At 66.5% G+C, this 15,235-nt stretch carries 13 protein-coding genes and 1 pseudogene; 6 read left to right on the forward strand and 8 right to left on the reverse strand.

Going from position 1 to position 15,235, the window contains the following annotated elements:
* Positions 1-5: 5 nt before the first annotated feature.
* Positions 6-953 carry a hypothetical protein gene (locus B5X73_RS21075; RefSeq protein WP_036115382.1) on the reverse strand — a complete coding sequence of 316 codons (948 nt, stop codon included), beginning with the start codon at positions 951-953 and terminating at the stop codon, positions 6-8.
* 307 nt (positions 954-1,260) lie between these two features.
* Between B5X73_RS21075 and B5X73_RS17200 the strand changes: the two genes are divergently transcribed.
* The gene (locus tag B5X73_RS17200) at positions 1,261-3,279 is read left to right on the forward strand and encodes an NADPH-dependent 2,4-dienoyl-CoA reductase (protein WP_079522690.1); all 2,019 of its coding nucleotides are present in this window, start codon (positions 1,261-1,263) and stop codon (positions 3,277-3,279) included.
* Between the two features lie 161 nt (positions 3,280-3,440).
* On the opposite strand, the gene prpC is transcribed toward B5X73_RS17200, so the two are convergent.
* The 3 genes from prpC to B5X73_RS17215 all read right to left on the reverse strand — a co-directional run bounded on the left by prpC (position 3,441) and on the right by B5X73_RS17215 (position 7,186).
* Positions 3,441-4,595, reverse strand: a complete 1,155-nt coding sequence (gene prpC, locus B5X73_RS17205) for a bifunctional 2-methylcitrate synthase/citrate synthase (protein ID WP_036115388.1) — start codon at positions 4,593-4,595, stop codon at positions 3,441-3,443.
* Positions 4,596-4,607: 12 nt separating this feature from the next.
* Complete coding sequence (gene prpB / locus B5X73_RS17210; protein ID WP_079522691.1) at positions 4,608-5,495, reverse strand: methylisocitrate lyase; 888 nt, start codon at positions 5,493-5,495, stop codon at positions 4,608-4,610.
* A gap of 77 nt (positions 5,496-5,572) precedes the next feature.
* Positions 5,573-7,186, reverse strand: coding sequence for an alpha/beta hydrolase (locus B5X73_RS17215; protein WP_079522692.1), 1,614 nt, complete (start codon positions 7,184-7,186; stop codon positions 5,573-5,575).
* A gap of 70 nt (positions 7,187-7,256) precedes the next feature.
* Between B5X73_RS17215 and B5X73_RS17220 the strand changes: the two genes are divergently transcribed.
* From B5X73_RS17220 to B5X73_RS17230, 3 genes are read left to right on the forward strand one after another with little or no spacing between them, the layout of a single operon-like run.
* Positions 7,257-8,036, forward strand: a complete 780-nt coding sequence (locus B5X73_RS17220; protein WP_239708976.1) for a phosphatase PAP2 family protein — start codon at positions 7,257-7,259, stop codon at positions 8,034-8,036.
* Between the two features lie 40 nt (positions 8,037-8,076).
* Positions 8,077-9,024, forward strand: coding sequence for a diacylglycerol/lipid kinase family protein (locus tag B5X73_RS17225; protein WP_079522693.1), 948 nt, complete (start codon positions 8,077-8,079; stop codon positions 9,022-9,024).
* The gene (locus tag B5X73_RS17230; protein WP_079522694.1) at positions 9,021-9,863 is read left to right on the forward strand and encodes a metallophosphoesterase family protein; all 843 of its coding nucleotides are present in this window, start codon (positions 9,021-9,023) and stop codon (positions 9,861-9,863) included. The genes B5X73_RS17225 and B5X73_RS17230 overlap by 4 nt, the downstream gene beginning before the upstream one ends.
* Here B5X73_RS17230 and B5X73_RS17235 read toward each other — a convergent pair.
* The gene (locus B5X73_RS17235) at positions 9,854-10,660 is read right to left on the reverse strand and encodes an SDR family oxidoreductase (RefSeq protein WP_079522695.1); all 807 of its coding nucleotides are present in this window, start codon (positions 10,658-10,660) and stop codon (positions 9,854-9,856) included. The genes B5X73_RS17230 and B5X73_RS17235 overlap by 10 nt on opposite strands.
* A gap of 165 nt (positions 10,661-10,825) precedes the next feature.
* Here B5X73_RS17235 and B5X73_RS17240 point away from each other — a divergent pair, with 165 nt between their 5' ends.
* On the forward strand, positions 10,826-11,857 hold the full coding sequence (locus tag B5X73_RS17240) for an oxidoreductase (protein ID WP_079522696.1): 1,032 nt from the start codon (positions 10,826-10,828) through the stop codon (positions 11,855-11,857).
* A gap of 24 nt (positions 11,858-11,881) precedes the next feature.
* Here the strand turns inward: B5X73_RS17240 and B5X73_RS17245 are convergent, their stop codons facing one another.
* From B5X73_RS17245 to B5X73_RS17255, 3 genes and pseudogenes are all read right to left on the reverse strand, one after another.
* Positions 11,882-12,742 (reverse strand): sulfurtransferase, encoded by an 861-nt coding sequence (locus B5X73_RS17245; protein ID WP_079522697.1) that lies wholly within the window; start codon positions 12,740-12,742, stop codon positions 11,882-11,884.
* Positions 12,736-13,541 (reverse strand): annotated as a pseudogene (locus B5X73_RS17250) (CoA pyrophosphatase). Before B5X73_RS17250 ends, B5X73_RS17245 begins: the two are co-directional and overlap by 7 nt.
* A gap of 13 nt (positions 13,542-13,554) precedes the next feature.
* Positions 13,555-14,277 (reverse strand): FKBP-type peptidyl-prolyl cis-trans isomerase, encoded by a 723-nt coding sequence (locus B5X73_RS17255; protein WP_239708973.1) that lies wholly within the window; start codon positions 14,275-14,277, stop codon positions 13,555-13,557.
* Positions 14,278-14,423: 146 nt separating this feature from the next.
* Here B5X73_RS17255 and B5X73_RS17260 point away from each other — a divergent pair, with 146 nt between their 5' ends.
* Entirely contained in the window at positions 14,424-15,206 is a 783-nt protein-coding gene (locus B5X73_RS17260; protein WP_079522698.1) for an enoyl-CoA hydratase/isomerase family protein, read from the forward strand.
* Positions 15,207-15,235 lie beyond the last annotated feature (29 nt).

Here is a 15,235-nt window from a genome sequence, read left to right on the forward strand (position 1 = left end):
ATGCGTCAGGGCGACGAGCCCACGCTGAGATTGGCCTGAACGTTGACACCCTGCTGGATCAGCGACGCCGCGCCGCTGTTCTGCGCAAAGTTCGAGATGCCCGCCGCTGCCGCGCCCGCACTGCCCATGCTATTGGCCATGCTGAAGCTGCCCGCGTCCGCCATCGACGTACCACCCGCGCCGCCCGCGCCACCGGTCGCGCCGGAACCCGCACCGCCCGTGCCGTCACCCGCCGCCGCGCCCGCACCTCCGGCGCCCGCGGCGGACGTCGCCGTGCCGCCCGCGCCGCCCGTTCCTGTCGATGCGCCACCCGCCGCCATGGCCGTGGCATCGCCCGACGTGCCCGCGCCACCGGTGCTCGCGCTCGCGCCACCCGTGCCGGCCGTGGAACCACCCGTCGGCGCACCGCCGCCCGCTCCGCGAGACCGCGCGGCACCGCCGTCACCGTTGGAGTTGCCGCCGTTGCCGGAGGCGTTCCCGCCTGCCGATGCGGTCAGGGAGCCCGCATCGCCACTGCTGGACGACGCACTGCCGTCGCCGCCGACCGCGCCGCGCGCACGCGCGTTGCCGCCGCTGCCGCCAGCTCCGCCGTCGCCGCCATATCCCGTGGCCCCGTAGCCGGCGCCGCCGGATCCACCGCGTCCACCGGCTGCGGACCCGTAGTTATAGGCGTTGTTGCCGATGCCACTGACGGTGACGCCGCTCACACTGCCATTGAGCGTGGTGTCGGAAATGGCATTCGTCGTGTTGTACGAACCCCATGTGGTGTTCGTCGTCGTGTTGCTGTGAGTCGAACTATCGGAATAGGTCGAGCTGTCCGAGTACTGGTACGCCGTCGAGTTACGCTGGGCGGTGGCGCCCGCTGCTCCGGTCTGGCTGCTGTCCTGGGCAACGGCCGGCAGGGCGAATCCGAGAGCGAGGCAGATCGCCGTGGCAATGAAGGTCTTACGCATGGGAAAGTCTCCTGTGAGCGACGCGAAACCCCTGTTTTCGTCGTGATCGCCGGGCGCCCTGCCAACGCGCCGGGTGATAAGGCGGAGCAAGTTGCGTGCCTTGTGTCGTCGCTTGCACGAGACCCTGTTCCGAGGCGGCTTCGAGCGCTTTTCGCACCTGAACGGAAGACGCGATTTGTAACGGCCGCGATACACGCCGTAACGCCCATGGGTTAGCCCGGTCCGCGTCGGTCATTGCTGCGCCCGCCCTTGCTCCGCGCCCCCGATCCGGTAATCATTCGAACGATCGTTTGAACCGGATCCGACCGTGTCCTATCCCCACCTGCTCGCCCCGCTCGACCTCGGCTTCACCACCCTGCGCAACCGCGTGCTGATGGGCTCGATGCATACGGGCCTGGAGGACAAGGCGGCCGACTACGACAAGCTGGCGGCTTTTTTCGCCGAGCGTGCCCGTGGCGGCGTCGGCCTGATCGTCACCGGCGGCATCGCGCCCAACATCCAGGGCTGGCTGAAGCCGTTGTCGGGAACGATGTCGATGCCCTGGCACGTGGCGCGCCACCGCAAGGTCACCGCCGCCGTCCACGCGGAGGGCGGCAAGATCTGCATGCAGATTCTCCACGCCGGTCGCTACGCCTATCAGCCGTTGTCCGTCGCGCCATCGAAGATCAAATCGCCGATCACGCCGTTCACGCCGAGGGCGCTCGGCACACGTGGCGTCGAGCGCACCATCGACGCCTTCGTCCGCAGCGCGAAGCTCGCCCGCGACGCTGGCTACGACGGCGTCGAGGTCATGGGCTCCGAGGGCTACCTCATCAACCAGTTCCTGACCGCGCGGACCAACAAGCGCACGGATCGCTGGGGTGGCTCGGCGGAGAATCGCATGCGCTTCCCCATCGAGATCGTTCGGCGTATGCGTGAGGCGGTAGGGAAGGACTTCATCATCATCTACCGGCTCTCGATGCTCGACCTCGTCGACGATGCTCAGCCGTGGGCGGATATCGTCACGCTCGGCAAGGCCATCGAAGCCGCCGGGGCGACCATCATCAACACGGGCATCGGCTGGCACGAGGCGCGCATCCCCACCATCGTGACCAGTGTGCCGCGTGGCGCCTTTTCATGGGTCACGCGCCGCATGAAAGGCGAAGTCGGCATTCCGCTGGTGACCACCAACCGCATCAACATGCCCGATGTCGCCGAACGGATTCTTGCCGACGGCGATGCGGACATGGTGTCGATGGCACGCCCCCTGCTCGCCGACCCGGAGTGGGTGAACAAGGCGCGCGCCTCACGCCCGCAGACCATCAACACCTGCATCGCCTGCAACCAGGCCTGCCTCGACCACGTGTTCGAGAATCGCCGCGCGTCGTGTCTGGTCAACCCGCGTGCCTGCCATGAAACCGAACTGAAGATTCTCCCCACCACCGCGAAAAAACGCGTCGCCGTGGTAGGCGCCGGTCCAGCGGGACTCGCCGCCGCCACGACACTGGCCGAGCGCGGACACGCCGTCACGCTGTTCGATCGCGCCAACGAGATCGGTGGTCAGTTCAACATGGCCAAACGCATTCCGGGCAAGGAAGAATTCCAGGAAACCCTGCGCTACTTCGATCACCGCCTGACGGAAACGGGCGTCACGCGCCAGCTTGGCGCCGAAGCCAGCGTGGACGCGCTGGCGGCCGGAGATTTCGACACCGTGATTCTCGCTACCGGCGTGTTGCCCCGCCCCTTGTCGATTCCCGGAGCCGATCATCGCAAGGTGCTCTCCTACCTCGACGTGCTTCACGGCAATGCGCCGGTCGGCGGCAAAGTGGCCGTGATCGGCGCCGGCGGTATCGGCTTCGACGTCTCCGAATTTCTTACCGAAGAGATCCCCTCCCCCACCACGGACATCGCGCGCTGGACGAAGGAGTGGGGCGTCGACATGACGATGGCGGCACCGGGAGGATTGATGCCGGCGCAGCCGGAGAAGCCCGAACGCGACGTATGGCTCCTGCAGCGTAGTGCGGGACGCCCCGGCGCCCGTCTCAACAAGACCTCCGGCTGGGTGCACCGCGCGACACTGAAGAACAAGCGCGTGAAGATGGTCGGCGGCGTGACCTATGAACGCATCGACGATGCCGGACTGCACGTGATCATCGACGGACAGCCGCAGGTGCTCGACGTGGACAACATCATCGTATGCGCAGGGCAGGAGCCGAACCGTGCCCTGCACGATGCGTTGCTGGAGCGCGGTATCGACGTGCGACTCGTCGGTGGCGCGGATGTCGCGGCCGAACTGGATGCCAAGCGGGCGATCGACCGGGCGACGCGGATGGCGGCGGAGATCTGAGGTTGTCCGCGGGGTAGCCGGGGCGCGGCGTCATCGCGCTGTTGGCCTTTCGCGCGCAGGGCGCGCTCCTACAATGCGGCTCTCGTAGGAGCGAGAACGCGGCTTCGGTAGGAGCGCGCCCCGCGCGCGAATCAATAACGACGCGGCAACGCCGCCTCGATTCAGCGCTTCTCGATCGGCGTGTACACTTGGTCTTCCGGCCCGGTGTAATTCGCGCTCGGACGAATGATCTTGCCGTCCTGACGCTGCTCGATCACATGGGCGCTCCAGCCCGACGTACGCGCGATGACGAACAACGGCGTGAACATCGCCGTCGGCACGCCCATCATGTGGTACGCCGATGCCGAGTACCAGTCGAGGTTGGGGAACATCTTTTTCAGATCCCACATCAGCTTCTCGATCTTCTCCGACACCTCGAACAGACGCGGATTGCCACCGTCGGTGCAGAGCTTGCGCGCGATTTCCTTGATGATCTCGTTGCGCGGATCGGACACGGTGTACACCGGATGCCCGAATCCGATGATGATCTCCTTCCGCTCCACGCGCGCACGGATATCGGCTTCCGCCTCACCGGCGTCGCGGTAGCGCGCGATGATTTCCATCGCGACCTCGTTGGCACCGCCGTGCTTGGGACCGCGAAGCGCACCGATGGCGCCGGTGATGGCCGAATACATGTCCGAACCGGTGCCGGCGATGACACGCGCCGCGAACGTGCTGGCGTTGAACTCATGCTCGGCATACAGCACCAGCGAACGGTCGAGCGCGTGCGAGTGCAGATCGCTCGGCTTGCGACCGTGCAGCAGATGCAGGAAGTGCCCGGCGATGGAGTCGTCTTCGGTCTCCGTCTCGATGCGCTTGCCGTTGTGGCTGAAGTGGTACCAGTACAGCAGGATCGAACCGAAGCTCGCCATGAGACGATCGGCGATGTCGCGCGCGCCCGTCACATTGTGATCGTCCTTCTCGGGCAGCACGGTGCCGAGCACCGACGCACCGGTACGCATCACGTCCATCGGATGCGTGGCCGCCGGCAGCAGTTCGAGCGAGGCCTTGACCGGCGCGGGCAAACCGCGCAGGCGCTTCAGCTTGGCCCGGTAGGCGTTGAGCTCCATCCAGTTCGGCAAGACGCCGTGGACGAGAAGGTAAGCCACCTCTTCGAACGAGCCCTTCGCTGCGAGGTCGTGGATGTCGTAACCACGGTAGTGCAGGTCATTGCCGCTGCGGCCGACCGTGCACAGCGCGGTATTGCCGGCGGCGATGCCGGACAATGCGACGGATTTCTTCGGCTTCGGGCCGGTGGTGGTTGCGGTGTCGCTCATGAGTGACTCTCCTTAACCCTTCTTAGAGAACAGCGCGTCGAGGTGACGCTCGTAGTCGTGGTAGCCGATGCGGTCGTACAGTTCTTCGCGCGTCTGCATCGTGTCGATGACGTTGCGCTGGTGACCGTCGCGGCGGATGCTGGTGTAGACGTTCTCGGCGGCCTTGTTCATGGCGCGGAACGCGGAAAGCGGATACAGGACGATACCGACGCCGACGCTCCCGAGTTCTTCGGTGCTGAACAGCGGCGTCTGGCCGAACTCCGTGATATTGGCCAGCACGGGCACGTTGACCGCATCGACGAAACGCTTGTACGTCGGCAGGTCGTAGGCGGCCTCGGCGAAGATCGCGTCGGCGCCCGCTTCCACGCAGGCGATCGCACGGTCGATGGCGGCATCCACGCCGAGCACGGCGATGGCATCGGTGCGCGCGATCAGGAAGAAGTCCGGATCGGTCTTCGCATCGGCGGCGGCCTTGACGCGATCGGCCATTTCCTCGGTCGTGACGATTTCCTTGCCGGGCCGGTGACCGCAGCGCTTCGCGCCGACCTGGTCTTCGATGTGGCAGGCCGCGGCGCCGAACCTGATCAGGCTTTTGACGGTGCGCGCGATGTTGAACGCGCTCGGGCCGAACCCCGTGTCGATATCGACCATCAACGGCAGGTCGCACACGTCGGTGATGCGACGCACGTCGGTGAGTACGTCGTCCAGCGTGTTGATGCCGAGGTCGGGAAGGCCCAGCGAACCCGCCGCCACACCGCCGCCGGAAAGGTAGATCGCGCGAAACCCGGCGCGCTTCGCCAGCAACGCGTGGTTGGCGTTGATCGCGCCAATGACCTGCAGGGGCTGTTCCGCCGCAAGCGCGGCACGGAAGCGGCCGCCGGCCGAGGGAAGCTGCGCCATGAAACTCTCCGGGGCAAAGACCGGCATTTTAGCCCAGCCCGTGGTGAAGGCCTTGCTGCGTCGCGGCGTGACAGGCCTCAACCTCCGGGCTTGCCCTGCCCCGGCCGCGCTACCCCGTACATCTCCCAGGCGATCTTCTTCAGCAACGCCTGCCGGTCATCCCCTTCGGTATAGAGGTCGAAATGCGTCTTTCCGGGCAGGAACCGGAAATCGCTCTTCGCGTGCAGGCCGTCGAGCGTGTCCTTGAGTAACTTCGCCGACCCATCGAGGTAGAACGTGTCGGCCGTGCCGACGATCAGGTGGATCTTTCCGTCCAGGTCGGGCCTGAGCGACGGCCACTGTGTGCGCATGCGCTGGGCGATGTCGTAATGGTCGCGCCAGTACGCGACGACATTCGCATCGATCGCGCCGGTATCACGATTGAACATCGGCTGCGGCCGTCCGTCGGCGCCGCGCGGCGAGAACACCCACTCGAACGATGCCAGCTGGCCACCATAGGCGCCGAGCACGCGCTCGAGATGCGCGAAGGTCTCGAACGTGGCGATCACCTTGCCCTTGTCGCGGATCAGGGGGTACGGCGTGCCATCGGCCGCTTTATAGGCGTTGGCGTGGGGCGCGTAGAGGTCGATGCCGGTGAAGTCGTGGAAATCGCTCGGATCCGGAGAGGTCGACCAGGTGCCGCCGAACACCTTCGGATAACGCGTCTGCAGCCACAGCGTGGCCCAGCCGCCGGACGAATGGCCATTGAGGAAGCGACCGCTCACCCTGGCGTCCATCTTGTAGCGGGTCTCGAGCCACGGGATGTATTCCGTGGTCAGCGCCTGGCCCCAGGGGCCGTTGTTCACCGAATCGGCGAATTCGTGCGTACCCGTAGGACCGGATTCATCGAGCAGGACCCAGATCATCGGTGGCATCTGCTTGTTGGCCATGGCCGACCATACCGACGCGATGGTCCCCGTGAACCGGTCGAAGCCACCCCCGAAGCCGTGTGTCAGATAGACGGTGGGATAACGTGTCGAGGCTTTGGGGTCGTAGCCGGGCGGCGTGACGACCCAGGCACGGATCGACAGGGGGCGACCGGCGAAAGCCGTCAGAGCGGGACTCTCGAACGTCTCCGCATGCGCATGCTTGCGCGCCTCGGGCAGCGCGTCGCGGATGGCCTGCGGTGCCGCCGGCGGCAGGTTCCAGGGGTCCTTCGCGGGCACGGTGGTATCGAGAGTGAGCGTGGGCAGGCTACCGCCCGGCGTCAGCCTGACGGCCGTGACCGGGCTGATCAGATCGCCGGCGTGACGTCCGCTGTAGTTGTAGTCATGCCCCACGTCGAGCACCGCCTGGAAAAGGTAATCGCCTGGCGGAAGGCTCGAAAAGCCCGCGGGGAACGCCTCGCCGTCCGTGTCGAGGTCGACCGTCTGGCCGCCAGCGATCCAGCCGACGTCCCTGGCCGCGACCGACACCGCGGTCGGCTGGAACGGGTTGGTGTCCACTTCTTCCGCCTTGCCGTCTTTCGCAGCCGAAGCGGGCATGGCGAACAGGATCAGACGGCCGGAAGTGCCCTGGCTTGCCGCCGGCAGGCCGACGCGCACGATGCGATGCGCCAGCGGCGCGCCGTCGGCATGAACGGCGGAGGCAGCGCCAGCGAGAAGGGCCAGCGCGAGCACCGCGCGAGCCAACGAAACCTTCGACATGTTCATCCCCTTTTCGGGCCGCGAGGTCGCGGCGTGGCAACATGCCGATCCTGCCATGAGACGAGGAGTGATCGCAGTGCCATTGGATTGGATCAGTCGCCACGCCCTGTCGGTCTGGGCGCTCCTTCTGGTCGCCGCCCTGCTGGGCGCCGACGTGGCGTGGCGCCGCGCCGTGCGGCGACGAGAAGGACTGGACCCGGCGGCCCGCGCCTTCCTGCGCCCCACGACCGCCATGGTCGTCATCGTCGCCATGCTGGTGATCGCCACGGCGATCGCGGTGGAGGTTCGCGAGCAGGCAGGCCTGACCGTCTTCGACGCCAGCCTCGCCGCCGACCTCCGCGCCAACCTGCCCCTGCCCGTGCTGCGTGCGATCGCCTGGGTCACCCACACGGGCGATCCCGTCGTCGTCGGCGTGGCCACGGGCGTCGTCTTCCTCGCGCTGTTGCTTCGCCGGCACGTGCGCCTCGCCATCACCTGGATCGCCACGCTAGTCGGCACCGCCGCGATCAACAGTGCGCTCAAGGGCTGGTTCCAGCGCGAACGGCCGCTGCACGACCATGGCTTCATCGTCGAACACAGCTACAGCTTTCCCAGTGGCCATGCATCGGGGTCGATGGTGTTCTACGGCATGCTCGCGTATGTCCTGCTGGTGCTTTGCCCACCTCGCTGGCACCGGCTCATCGTGATCGCTGCCGTGGCCATGATCACCGTGGTCGGCATCAGCCGCATCCTGCTCCAGGTGCATTACTTCAGCGACGTGATGGCGGGATACGCCACGGGCCTTGCCTGGGTCACGCTGTGTGTCGGCAGCGCGGAATACCTCCGCCTTCGCGAGGGCCGGCAGGCCAGGACGTAATTTCATGCGGCCGTAACGAGGCGAATGCTTCGATCCAGCGATGTCCAGTCCAGTCTCTTTCGCCATTGTCATGAATGCCGGCTCCGGCCGACAGGACGCCGCGGCGGCACGCGACGAGATCGCCTCGATTCTCGATGCCGCCGGACATCCTCATGCGTTTTTTCTCATCGACGACGAGCACGACATCGTGGACGTCGTCCGCGACGCCGCCGCGTACGCCAGCAAGCAGGGTGGCGCGATCGTGGCCGCGGGCGGCGACGGCACCATCAACTGCGTTGCCGCCGCGGCGTGGCGCGAACAGCTGACCATGGGCATCCTGCCGCAAGGTACCTTCAACTTCGTCGGCCGGACGCACGGCATTCCGACCGACACGCGCGGCGCCGCCGAGGCGCTCGTGCGGTCTACGCCGATCAACGCGCAGATCGGCATGGTCAACGATCGCGTGTTCCTGGTGAATGCGAGCCTCGGTCTCTATCCGCAGGTGCTCGAAGACCGCGAGACGTGGAAACAGCGTTTCGGCCGGCACCGCATCGTAGCGTTGTGGTCGGGCCTGTCGACGCTGATGAAGGGTTTCCGGCCGCTTCGCGTCGAAGTGACCGACGGCACGCGGTCACGTCAGCTGCGCACGCCTACACTGTTCGTCGGTAACAATGCGCTGCAGCTGGAGAAAATCGGTCTGCCCGAGGCGGTGGACGTGCATCGCAACGATGGCACGCTGGCCGGGCTCGTGCTCAAGCCTATCGGGAAGCTCACCATGCTCCGCCTCATACTCAGCGGCGCCCTGGGCAAGCTCGGCGAAGCGGACGACGTCGTCAGCTTTCCGTTTCGCGAGCTCACGGTCAAACCGAAACACCACCGCGCGAAGATCAAGGTGGCCGTCGACGGCGAGATCGTCTGGCTCGATCCGCCTATCGTTTTCCGCGCCGCGCCGCGCCCGCTCGTGCTGCTTACCCATGGTGAACGCCAGCCAGGGGAGGATCCGGGTTGAGCACGCTGGTACAGATTTCCGATACGCACTTCGGCACCGAGCGTCCCGACGTGGTGTCGGCACTGAGCGAACTGATCATCTCGATGCGGCCGGATCTCGTCATTCTTTCCGGTGACGTGACGCAGCGCGCGCGGCGCAGCCAGTTCGATGCCGCCCGCCGTTTCATCGACGGCTACGGGCGCCCTACCCTTGTGATTCCGGGAAACCACGACGTCCCGTTGTTGAACGTCTTCGCACGCGCCTTCGATCCGTTCGGTGGTTTCCGCCGCGTCTTCGGGGCAAACCTGGAGCCCAGGCACACGGACGACGCGTTGCTGGTCATCGGCGTCAATACCGTCCGGGCGCACCGGCACAAGAACGGCGAGGTATCCGATGCGCAGATCGAACGCGTCAGCCAGCAGCTACGCGAGGCCACCGCCGATCAGTTGCGCGTCGTCGTAACGCACCAGCCGGTCCATGTGATACGGGAGAAGGACGTCGAGAACCTTCTGATCAACCATGAGCGCGCGATTGCCGCCTGGGCCGCCGCCGGCGCCGACCTTGTGCTCGGCGGACACATCCACCTGCCTTATGTCAGGCCGCTCAACACCGAAAAGCGTGCACTGTCCAGTGAGTTGTGGTCGGTGCAGGCGGGCACGGCGTTATCGACGCGCATTCGCGAAGGAATAAGCAACTCCTTCAATGTCATCCGCCACGACCCGACCACCGATCGCTCGACATGCGTGGTCGAGCAGTGGGATTACAACGAGGCCAACGGGCGATTCGATCCCGGCGGGAAGACGACCGTGCCTCTTCAGCGGCACAGCGGGATGCCATCGTCGGCAGGGCTTCAGACGTAATGCATCTTCCGCGCAACCCCACCGTCGACGGTGAAGTTCTCGCCGGTGATGAACCCCGCATGCGACGACAACAGGAACACCGCCAGCGCACCGACGTCCGGCGGAATACCCGCCCGCCCGACCGGGTGCTGCGCATGATCCGCCGCTGACAGCTTCGGCTTGTGGCGCGCCGATGGCTTCTTCCAGTCATCCACCACGATCCACCCCGGATTGATCGCATTGACGCGAACCGGTCCCACACTGATCGCGAGCGCGTGCGTCAACGCGACGATGCCGCCCTTGCTCGCCGCATAGGCTTCCGTGTCGGGCTCGGACTGGTGCGCGCGCGACGAGGAAATATTGACGATGGCGCCGTTGCTCTTCTTCAGCGCCGGCAAGGCATGCTTGCTGCAGAGAAAGGTCCCACCGAGGTTCGTATCGATGCGCCGCTTCCATTCGCTCCAGTCGAGCTTCTCGATCGGACCGTTCACAGGGTTGGCGATGCCTGCGTTGTTGACCAGGCCGTCGATGCGACCGAAGCGTCGCAATGACGAGGCCACGAAACGCCTGACACTCGCTTCCTTCGCGACATCCAGCACGAGAAACGCGGCGCGCTCGCCCGCGTCCCATTCGTCGATACAGGCCTTGCCGGCTTCGGCATCCAGATCGCCGATGACCACGGAGCCACCGGCGGCCAGTACCGCTTCCGCGATGCCCTTGCCCACACCTTGCGCACCGCCGGTCACAAGTACGACCTTGCCGGGCCACTCACTCGTCGCGGCGGAGGGTACGGGCGCGGCTTTCTTCGCTGCCACCATGGGTCATGTCTCTTATGGGAATTCGCCGCCGATGCTCTGCGTCGCCCCGTGCAGGGAATGTCACGCCGAGCGACGATCGGGGGCGACAGAAAACCGCGAATTCCTGAACGAAACGCTCAGGCGGCTCGCGCTACGCTTGTTGCCAGGACTACCTCAGGAACGACTATGCAACCGATTCCCACCGGCCTGATCGGCTATGGCACAGCAGGTGCCTTCTTCCATGCGCCACTGATCGCCGCGGCGGAAGGCCTTCGTCTCGCCGCCATCGGCAGTCGCCGTGCGGAACAGATCGCCCGTGACTTTCCCGAGGCCACGGCGTATGAACATCCTCACGACCTGATCGCGGACCCGTCGCTCGAGCTGATCGTGATCGCTTCGCCCAACGAGAGCCATGCGCCGCTGGCGCGCGCCGCGCTGGAAGCAGGTAAGCACGTCGTGGTCGACAAGCCGTTCACGCTGAACGCCGCCGAGGCCGATGCCCTGATCGCGCTGGCCGACCGCGTGGACCGCCGCCTTTCCGTCTTCCAGAACCGTCGCTGGGACAACGATTTCCTGACCGTACGTCGCCTCGTCGACGACGGCCGCCTCGGCGAGGTCGTCTACTTCGAGGCGCACTTCGATCGCTTCCGCCCCGAGATCAAGCAGGGGTGGCGCGAGACCGAGGTCGCGGGATCCGGCCTGCTCTATGACCTTGGCGCGCACCTGATCGACCAGGCCCTGGTGTTGTTCGGCCTGCCTCAGGCGATCACCGCGGATGTCACGCGCCAGCGCGCAGCCGCTAAGGTGGATGACTACTTCCATCTCGTGCTCGATTACGGCCATCGGCGCGCGGTGTTGCATGCGTCGGTCATGGTCCGCGACCCGGGCCCGCGCTATCTCGTCCACGGCGATGGCGGCAGCTTCGTGAAGTACGGCATCGACGGCCAGGAAGCCGCGCTTCGTGAGGGCCGCCGCCCGGGCGGCGCGAACTGGGGCGAAGACGAGCCGGCGTCGTTCGGCCGGTTCACCGATGCCGATGGCAGCACCACGGTGATCGATACGCTGCCCGGCCGTTACACGGCGTATTACGAAGGTGTGGCCGCTGCGATTCGCGAGGGTGCGACCTTGCCGGTCGCCGCACGCGAGGCCCGCGATGTCATCCGGGTGATCGAGGCGGCGCAGCTGAGTGCGCGCGAGCGGCGGACGGTGTCGCTCTGACCCATCGCCGGCGAGGAGCCGACCTCAGCCCTCGCCGGTCGCCACACCGCGCGACCGGTCGCTCACCCAGCCACTCCACGACGGCGCATACAGACGCGATCCGCACAGCCCCGCGTACTCCATGGCCAGCAGGTTATGGCATGCGGTCACGCCGGAGCCGCACATGTGTACGACGTCTTCCGCCGGGTGCGGTCCGATCACCCCTTCGAAGGCGCGACGAAGGTCTTCCGGTGAGCGAAACCGGCCCTGCGCGTCGAGGTTGTCGGTAAACGGCCGGTTGCGCGCTCCCGGTACGTGCCCCGCCACGGGATCGAGCGGTTCGACGTCGCCCCGGTAGCGCGGCGCCGCACGCGCATCCAGCAGAACGAAGCGCCCGCTGGCGACACCATCGGCGAGTTCATCCGCACCGACCGTGCCAGCGTCGTCGAAGGCCGCGTGTACCGCCGTCGCATCACGCGAAGCCACCCTCGCATCGACGGGAAGCCTGGCCGCCTCCCAGGCGGCCCAGCCTCCGTCGAGCACCGCGACATTGTCGAGGCCGGCCAGACGGGCCAGCCACCACAGACGTGCCGCCGCCAGTGCGCCGCCTGCCGCGTCGTAAACGACGACCTGCAAATCGGGGCGCCACCCCGCGCGCGACAGCCACGCCGCGAACGACGCCGCGGACGGCAACGGATGTCGCCCCCGGCCGTTCGCCGGCGTGGCCATGTCGGCGAGGTCACGATCGAGGTCGGCACGCACCGCGCCAGGCACGTGCGCCTGTGCGTAGTCCTCATCCCCCTTCGACGGCTGCGCCAGGTCGAAACGCGCATCGACGAAAAGCACATCCTGCGCCGGCAGGTGCGAAGCGGTGATGGCGTCTATCAGCGTGCGCGAGATCAACATGGGTGATGCCCCATTCGCTTGAGCAGGTTGAGAAGAATGGCCGCCGTGACACCCCAGATGCGGTAACCCGCATGGAGAAATTCGACCATGTCGCGGCGGTGGCCACGGAAATCCATCGTATAGCGGCGGAGGTTTTCGGGCTCGAGAAAGAAGGCGAAAGGAACCTCGAAGACCTCGGCCACCTCGCCGGGATCGGGCGTCAGTGTCGCCTCGGCCGCGATACGCGCAACCACCGGCGTGACGGAGTAACCGCTGATCGTCTCGAAGGATTCCAGGAACCCCAACGGCGTTACCATGCGCGCATCGAGCCCGATTTCCTCGTGACTTTCGCGCAGGGCCGTGGCGACCGCGTCCTCGTCGTGATCCTCCACCCGGCCGCCGGGAAAGGCGACCTGACCCGCATGCTGCTGCAGCGTGTCCGTGCGTACGGTGAGCACGACACGCTGCTCACGGTCGTCACGAATACCGATCAGCACCGCCGCGGCACGCCTTGGTGCATCGCCGATCAGCTCGGCCATGTCCTCATGATTCCAGCCGCGCGGTCCCGGGGGCGCCTCCAGGGGAAGCAGCGCGCCGTGCAGCCGGGCGAGCAGGTCATCCATCAGGCGCCCTGCCTGCCTGGGAGGATCCGGTCCATCAACCAGAGTTTCTGCTCGTCGTCCATCGTGGACCAGCGGGCGATTTCGTCACCCGTGCGCAGACAGCCCTCACAGAGGCCGCGCGCGTCGAGCCGGCACACGCCGGTGCAGGGAGTCAGGGGCAGCGAGGAGGAAGAGACGATGGCCATACCGTCGGCCATTCTAGCGCGACGGTCAGGGCTTGACGTCGATGAGCTCGAGGTCGAACAACAACGCCTCGTTGGGCCCGATGCGCGGCAGTTCGCCGCGCTCGCCATAGGCCAGCGCCGGTGGAATCACCACTTTCCACTTGTCACCGACATGCATGCGCGGAATGACGTCCTGCCAACCGGGTATGACGCGGTTGACCGTGAAGGTCACGGGCTTGCCGTGCGCGTACGAGCTGTCGAACTCCGTACCATCGATCAGCGCCCCGCGGTAATTCACCACGACCGTGCTGGTGACCTGCGCCTGTGCGCCGTTGCCCTTGGCGAGCACGGCGTACTGGATGCCGGAGGGCAACGTGGTCACACCGGGGCGGGTGCGATTGCGGGCGAGGAAATCCGCGCTGCGCTTCGCATTGGCGGTGGCGACACGACGGAATTCGACCGCCGAGTCGCGCTGGACCTTGGCATCGAAGTTGACGAGCTGCTGCTGCATCACGTCGATCGGAACGCCTGGCGCACGCTTTGCATAACCATCCTGCAGTGCCTTGACCAGCACGGCGATGTCCACGTCGGGCTGCGCGCTGTTGGCGAACTGCGTGCCGATCTGATAACCGATCGCATACGACAGCTTAGTCTTGTCGATGACCGGAGCACCGGACGCAGGCGCCGTCGACGGTGCCTGTGCCAACGCCGGGAGGGCGGGCAGGCACAGCAGTGCGGCGATCGTGACCAGCAAACGCGAGGATGGCATCCCGTTCTCCATGAACCCGGAACCCTGGGCGTGCGTGGAGGATAATCCATCGGTCGCCGCCCCGTCCGTACGCCATAAGACGCCGCGCAGGGGGTAAAGGTTCCCCTGCTACCATCCGCCTCCTTGCCCAACCGCCAGGAACCGCCATGGCCTTTCGTACGCTTACCACCGCCGACCGCGGCGCCGTGCGCCACATCACGGTCAACCGCCCCGACAAGCTCAACGCGCTCAACCGCGAAACCATCGGCGAGCTGACGCTCGCCTTCCGCCAGGCCGCCCAGGACGATGCCGTCCGTGTGGTGGTCCTCGCCGGCGCTGGCGAGAAAGCCTTCGTCGCCGGTGCGGACATCTCGGAGATGACCGTCTGGTCCCCGGTGAAGGCGCAGGCCGCTTCACGGGCCGGGCAGGACCTCATGCTGACCGTCGAACGGCTCGGCAAGCCGGTGATCGCCAAGATCCAGGGCTACGCACTGGGAGGCGGCATGGAACTGGCCATGGCGTGCCACTTGCGCGTCGCCAGCGACAAGGCGCGCTTCGGTCAGCCGGAAATCGGCCTCGGTCTGATCCCCGGCTTTGGCGGCACGCAGCGTCTCACCCGCCTCGCCGGTCGCGGCATCGCACTGGAGCTGTGTCTGCTCGGCCAGCAGATCGACGCCGCGCGTGCCGAACGCGTCGGGATCGTCACCCGCGTCGTGGCGGCCGATGAACTGGATGCCGCCGTGGATGCCATGGCCGAACAGCTTGCCGCCGCCGCGCCGCTCGCGCTGAAGGGAATTCTGGAAGCCGTGATCGAGGGTGGCGAGTGCGCGATCGATCAGGGACTGGCTTTCGAGACCCAGGGCTTTGCCATCGCCTTCTCGACGGAAGACATGCAGGAAGGCACCAGCGCGTTCCTGGAGCGGCGCAAGCCGACCTTCAAGGGCGCCTGAGCGCATGCGACGCTGACGCTGGCCTTCCC

The organism is Luteibacter sp. 22Crub2.1 (genome assembly GCF_900167995.1).
Taxonomy (GTDB): Bacteria; Pseudomonadota; Gammaproteobacteria; order Xanthomonadales; family Rhodanobacteraceae; genus Luteibacter; species Luteibacter mycovicinus.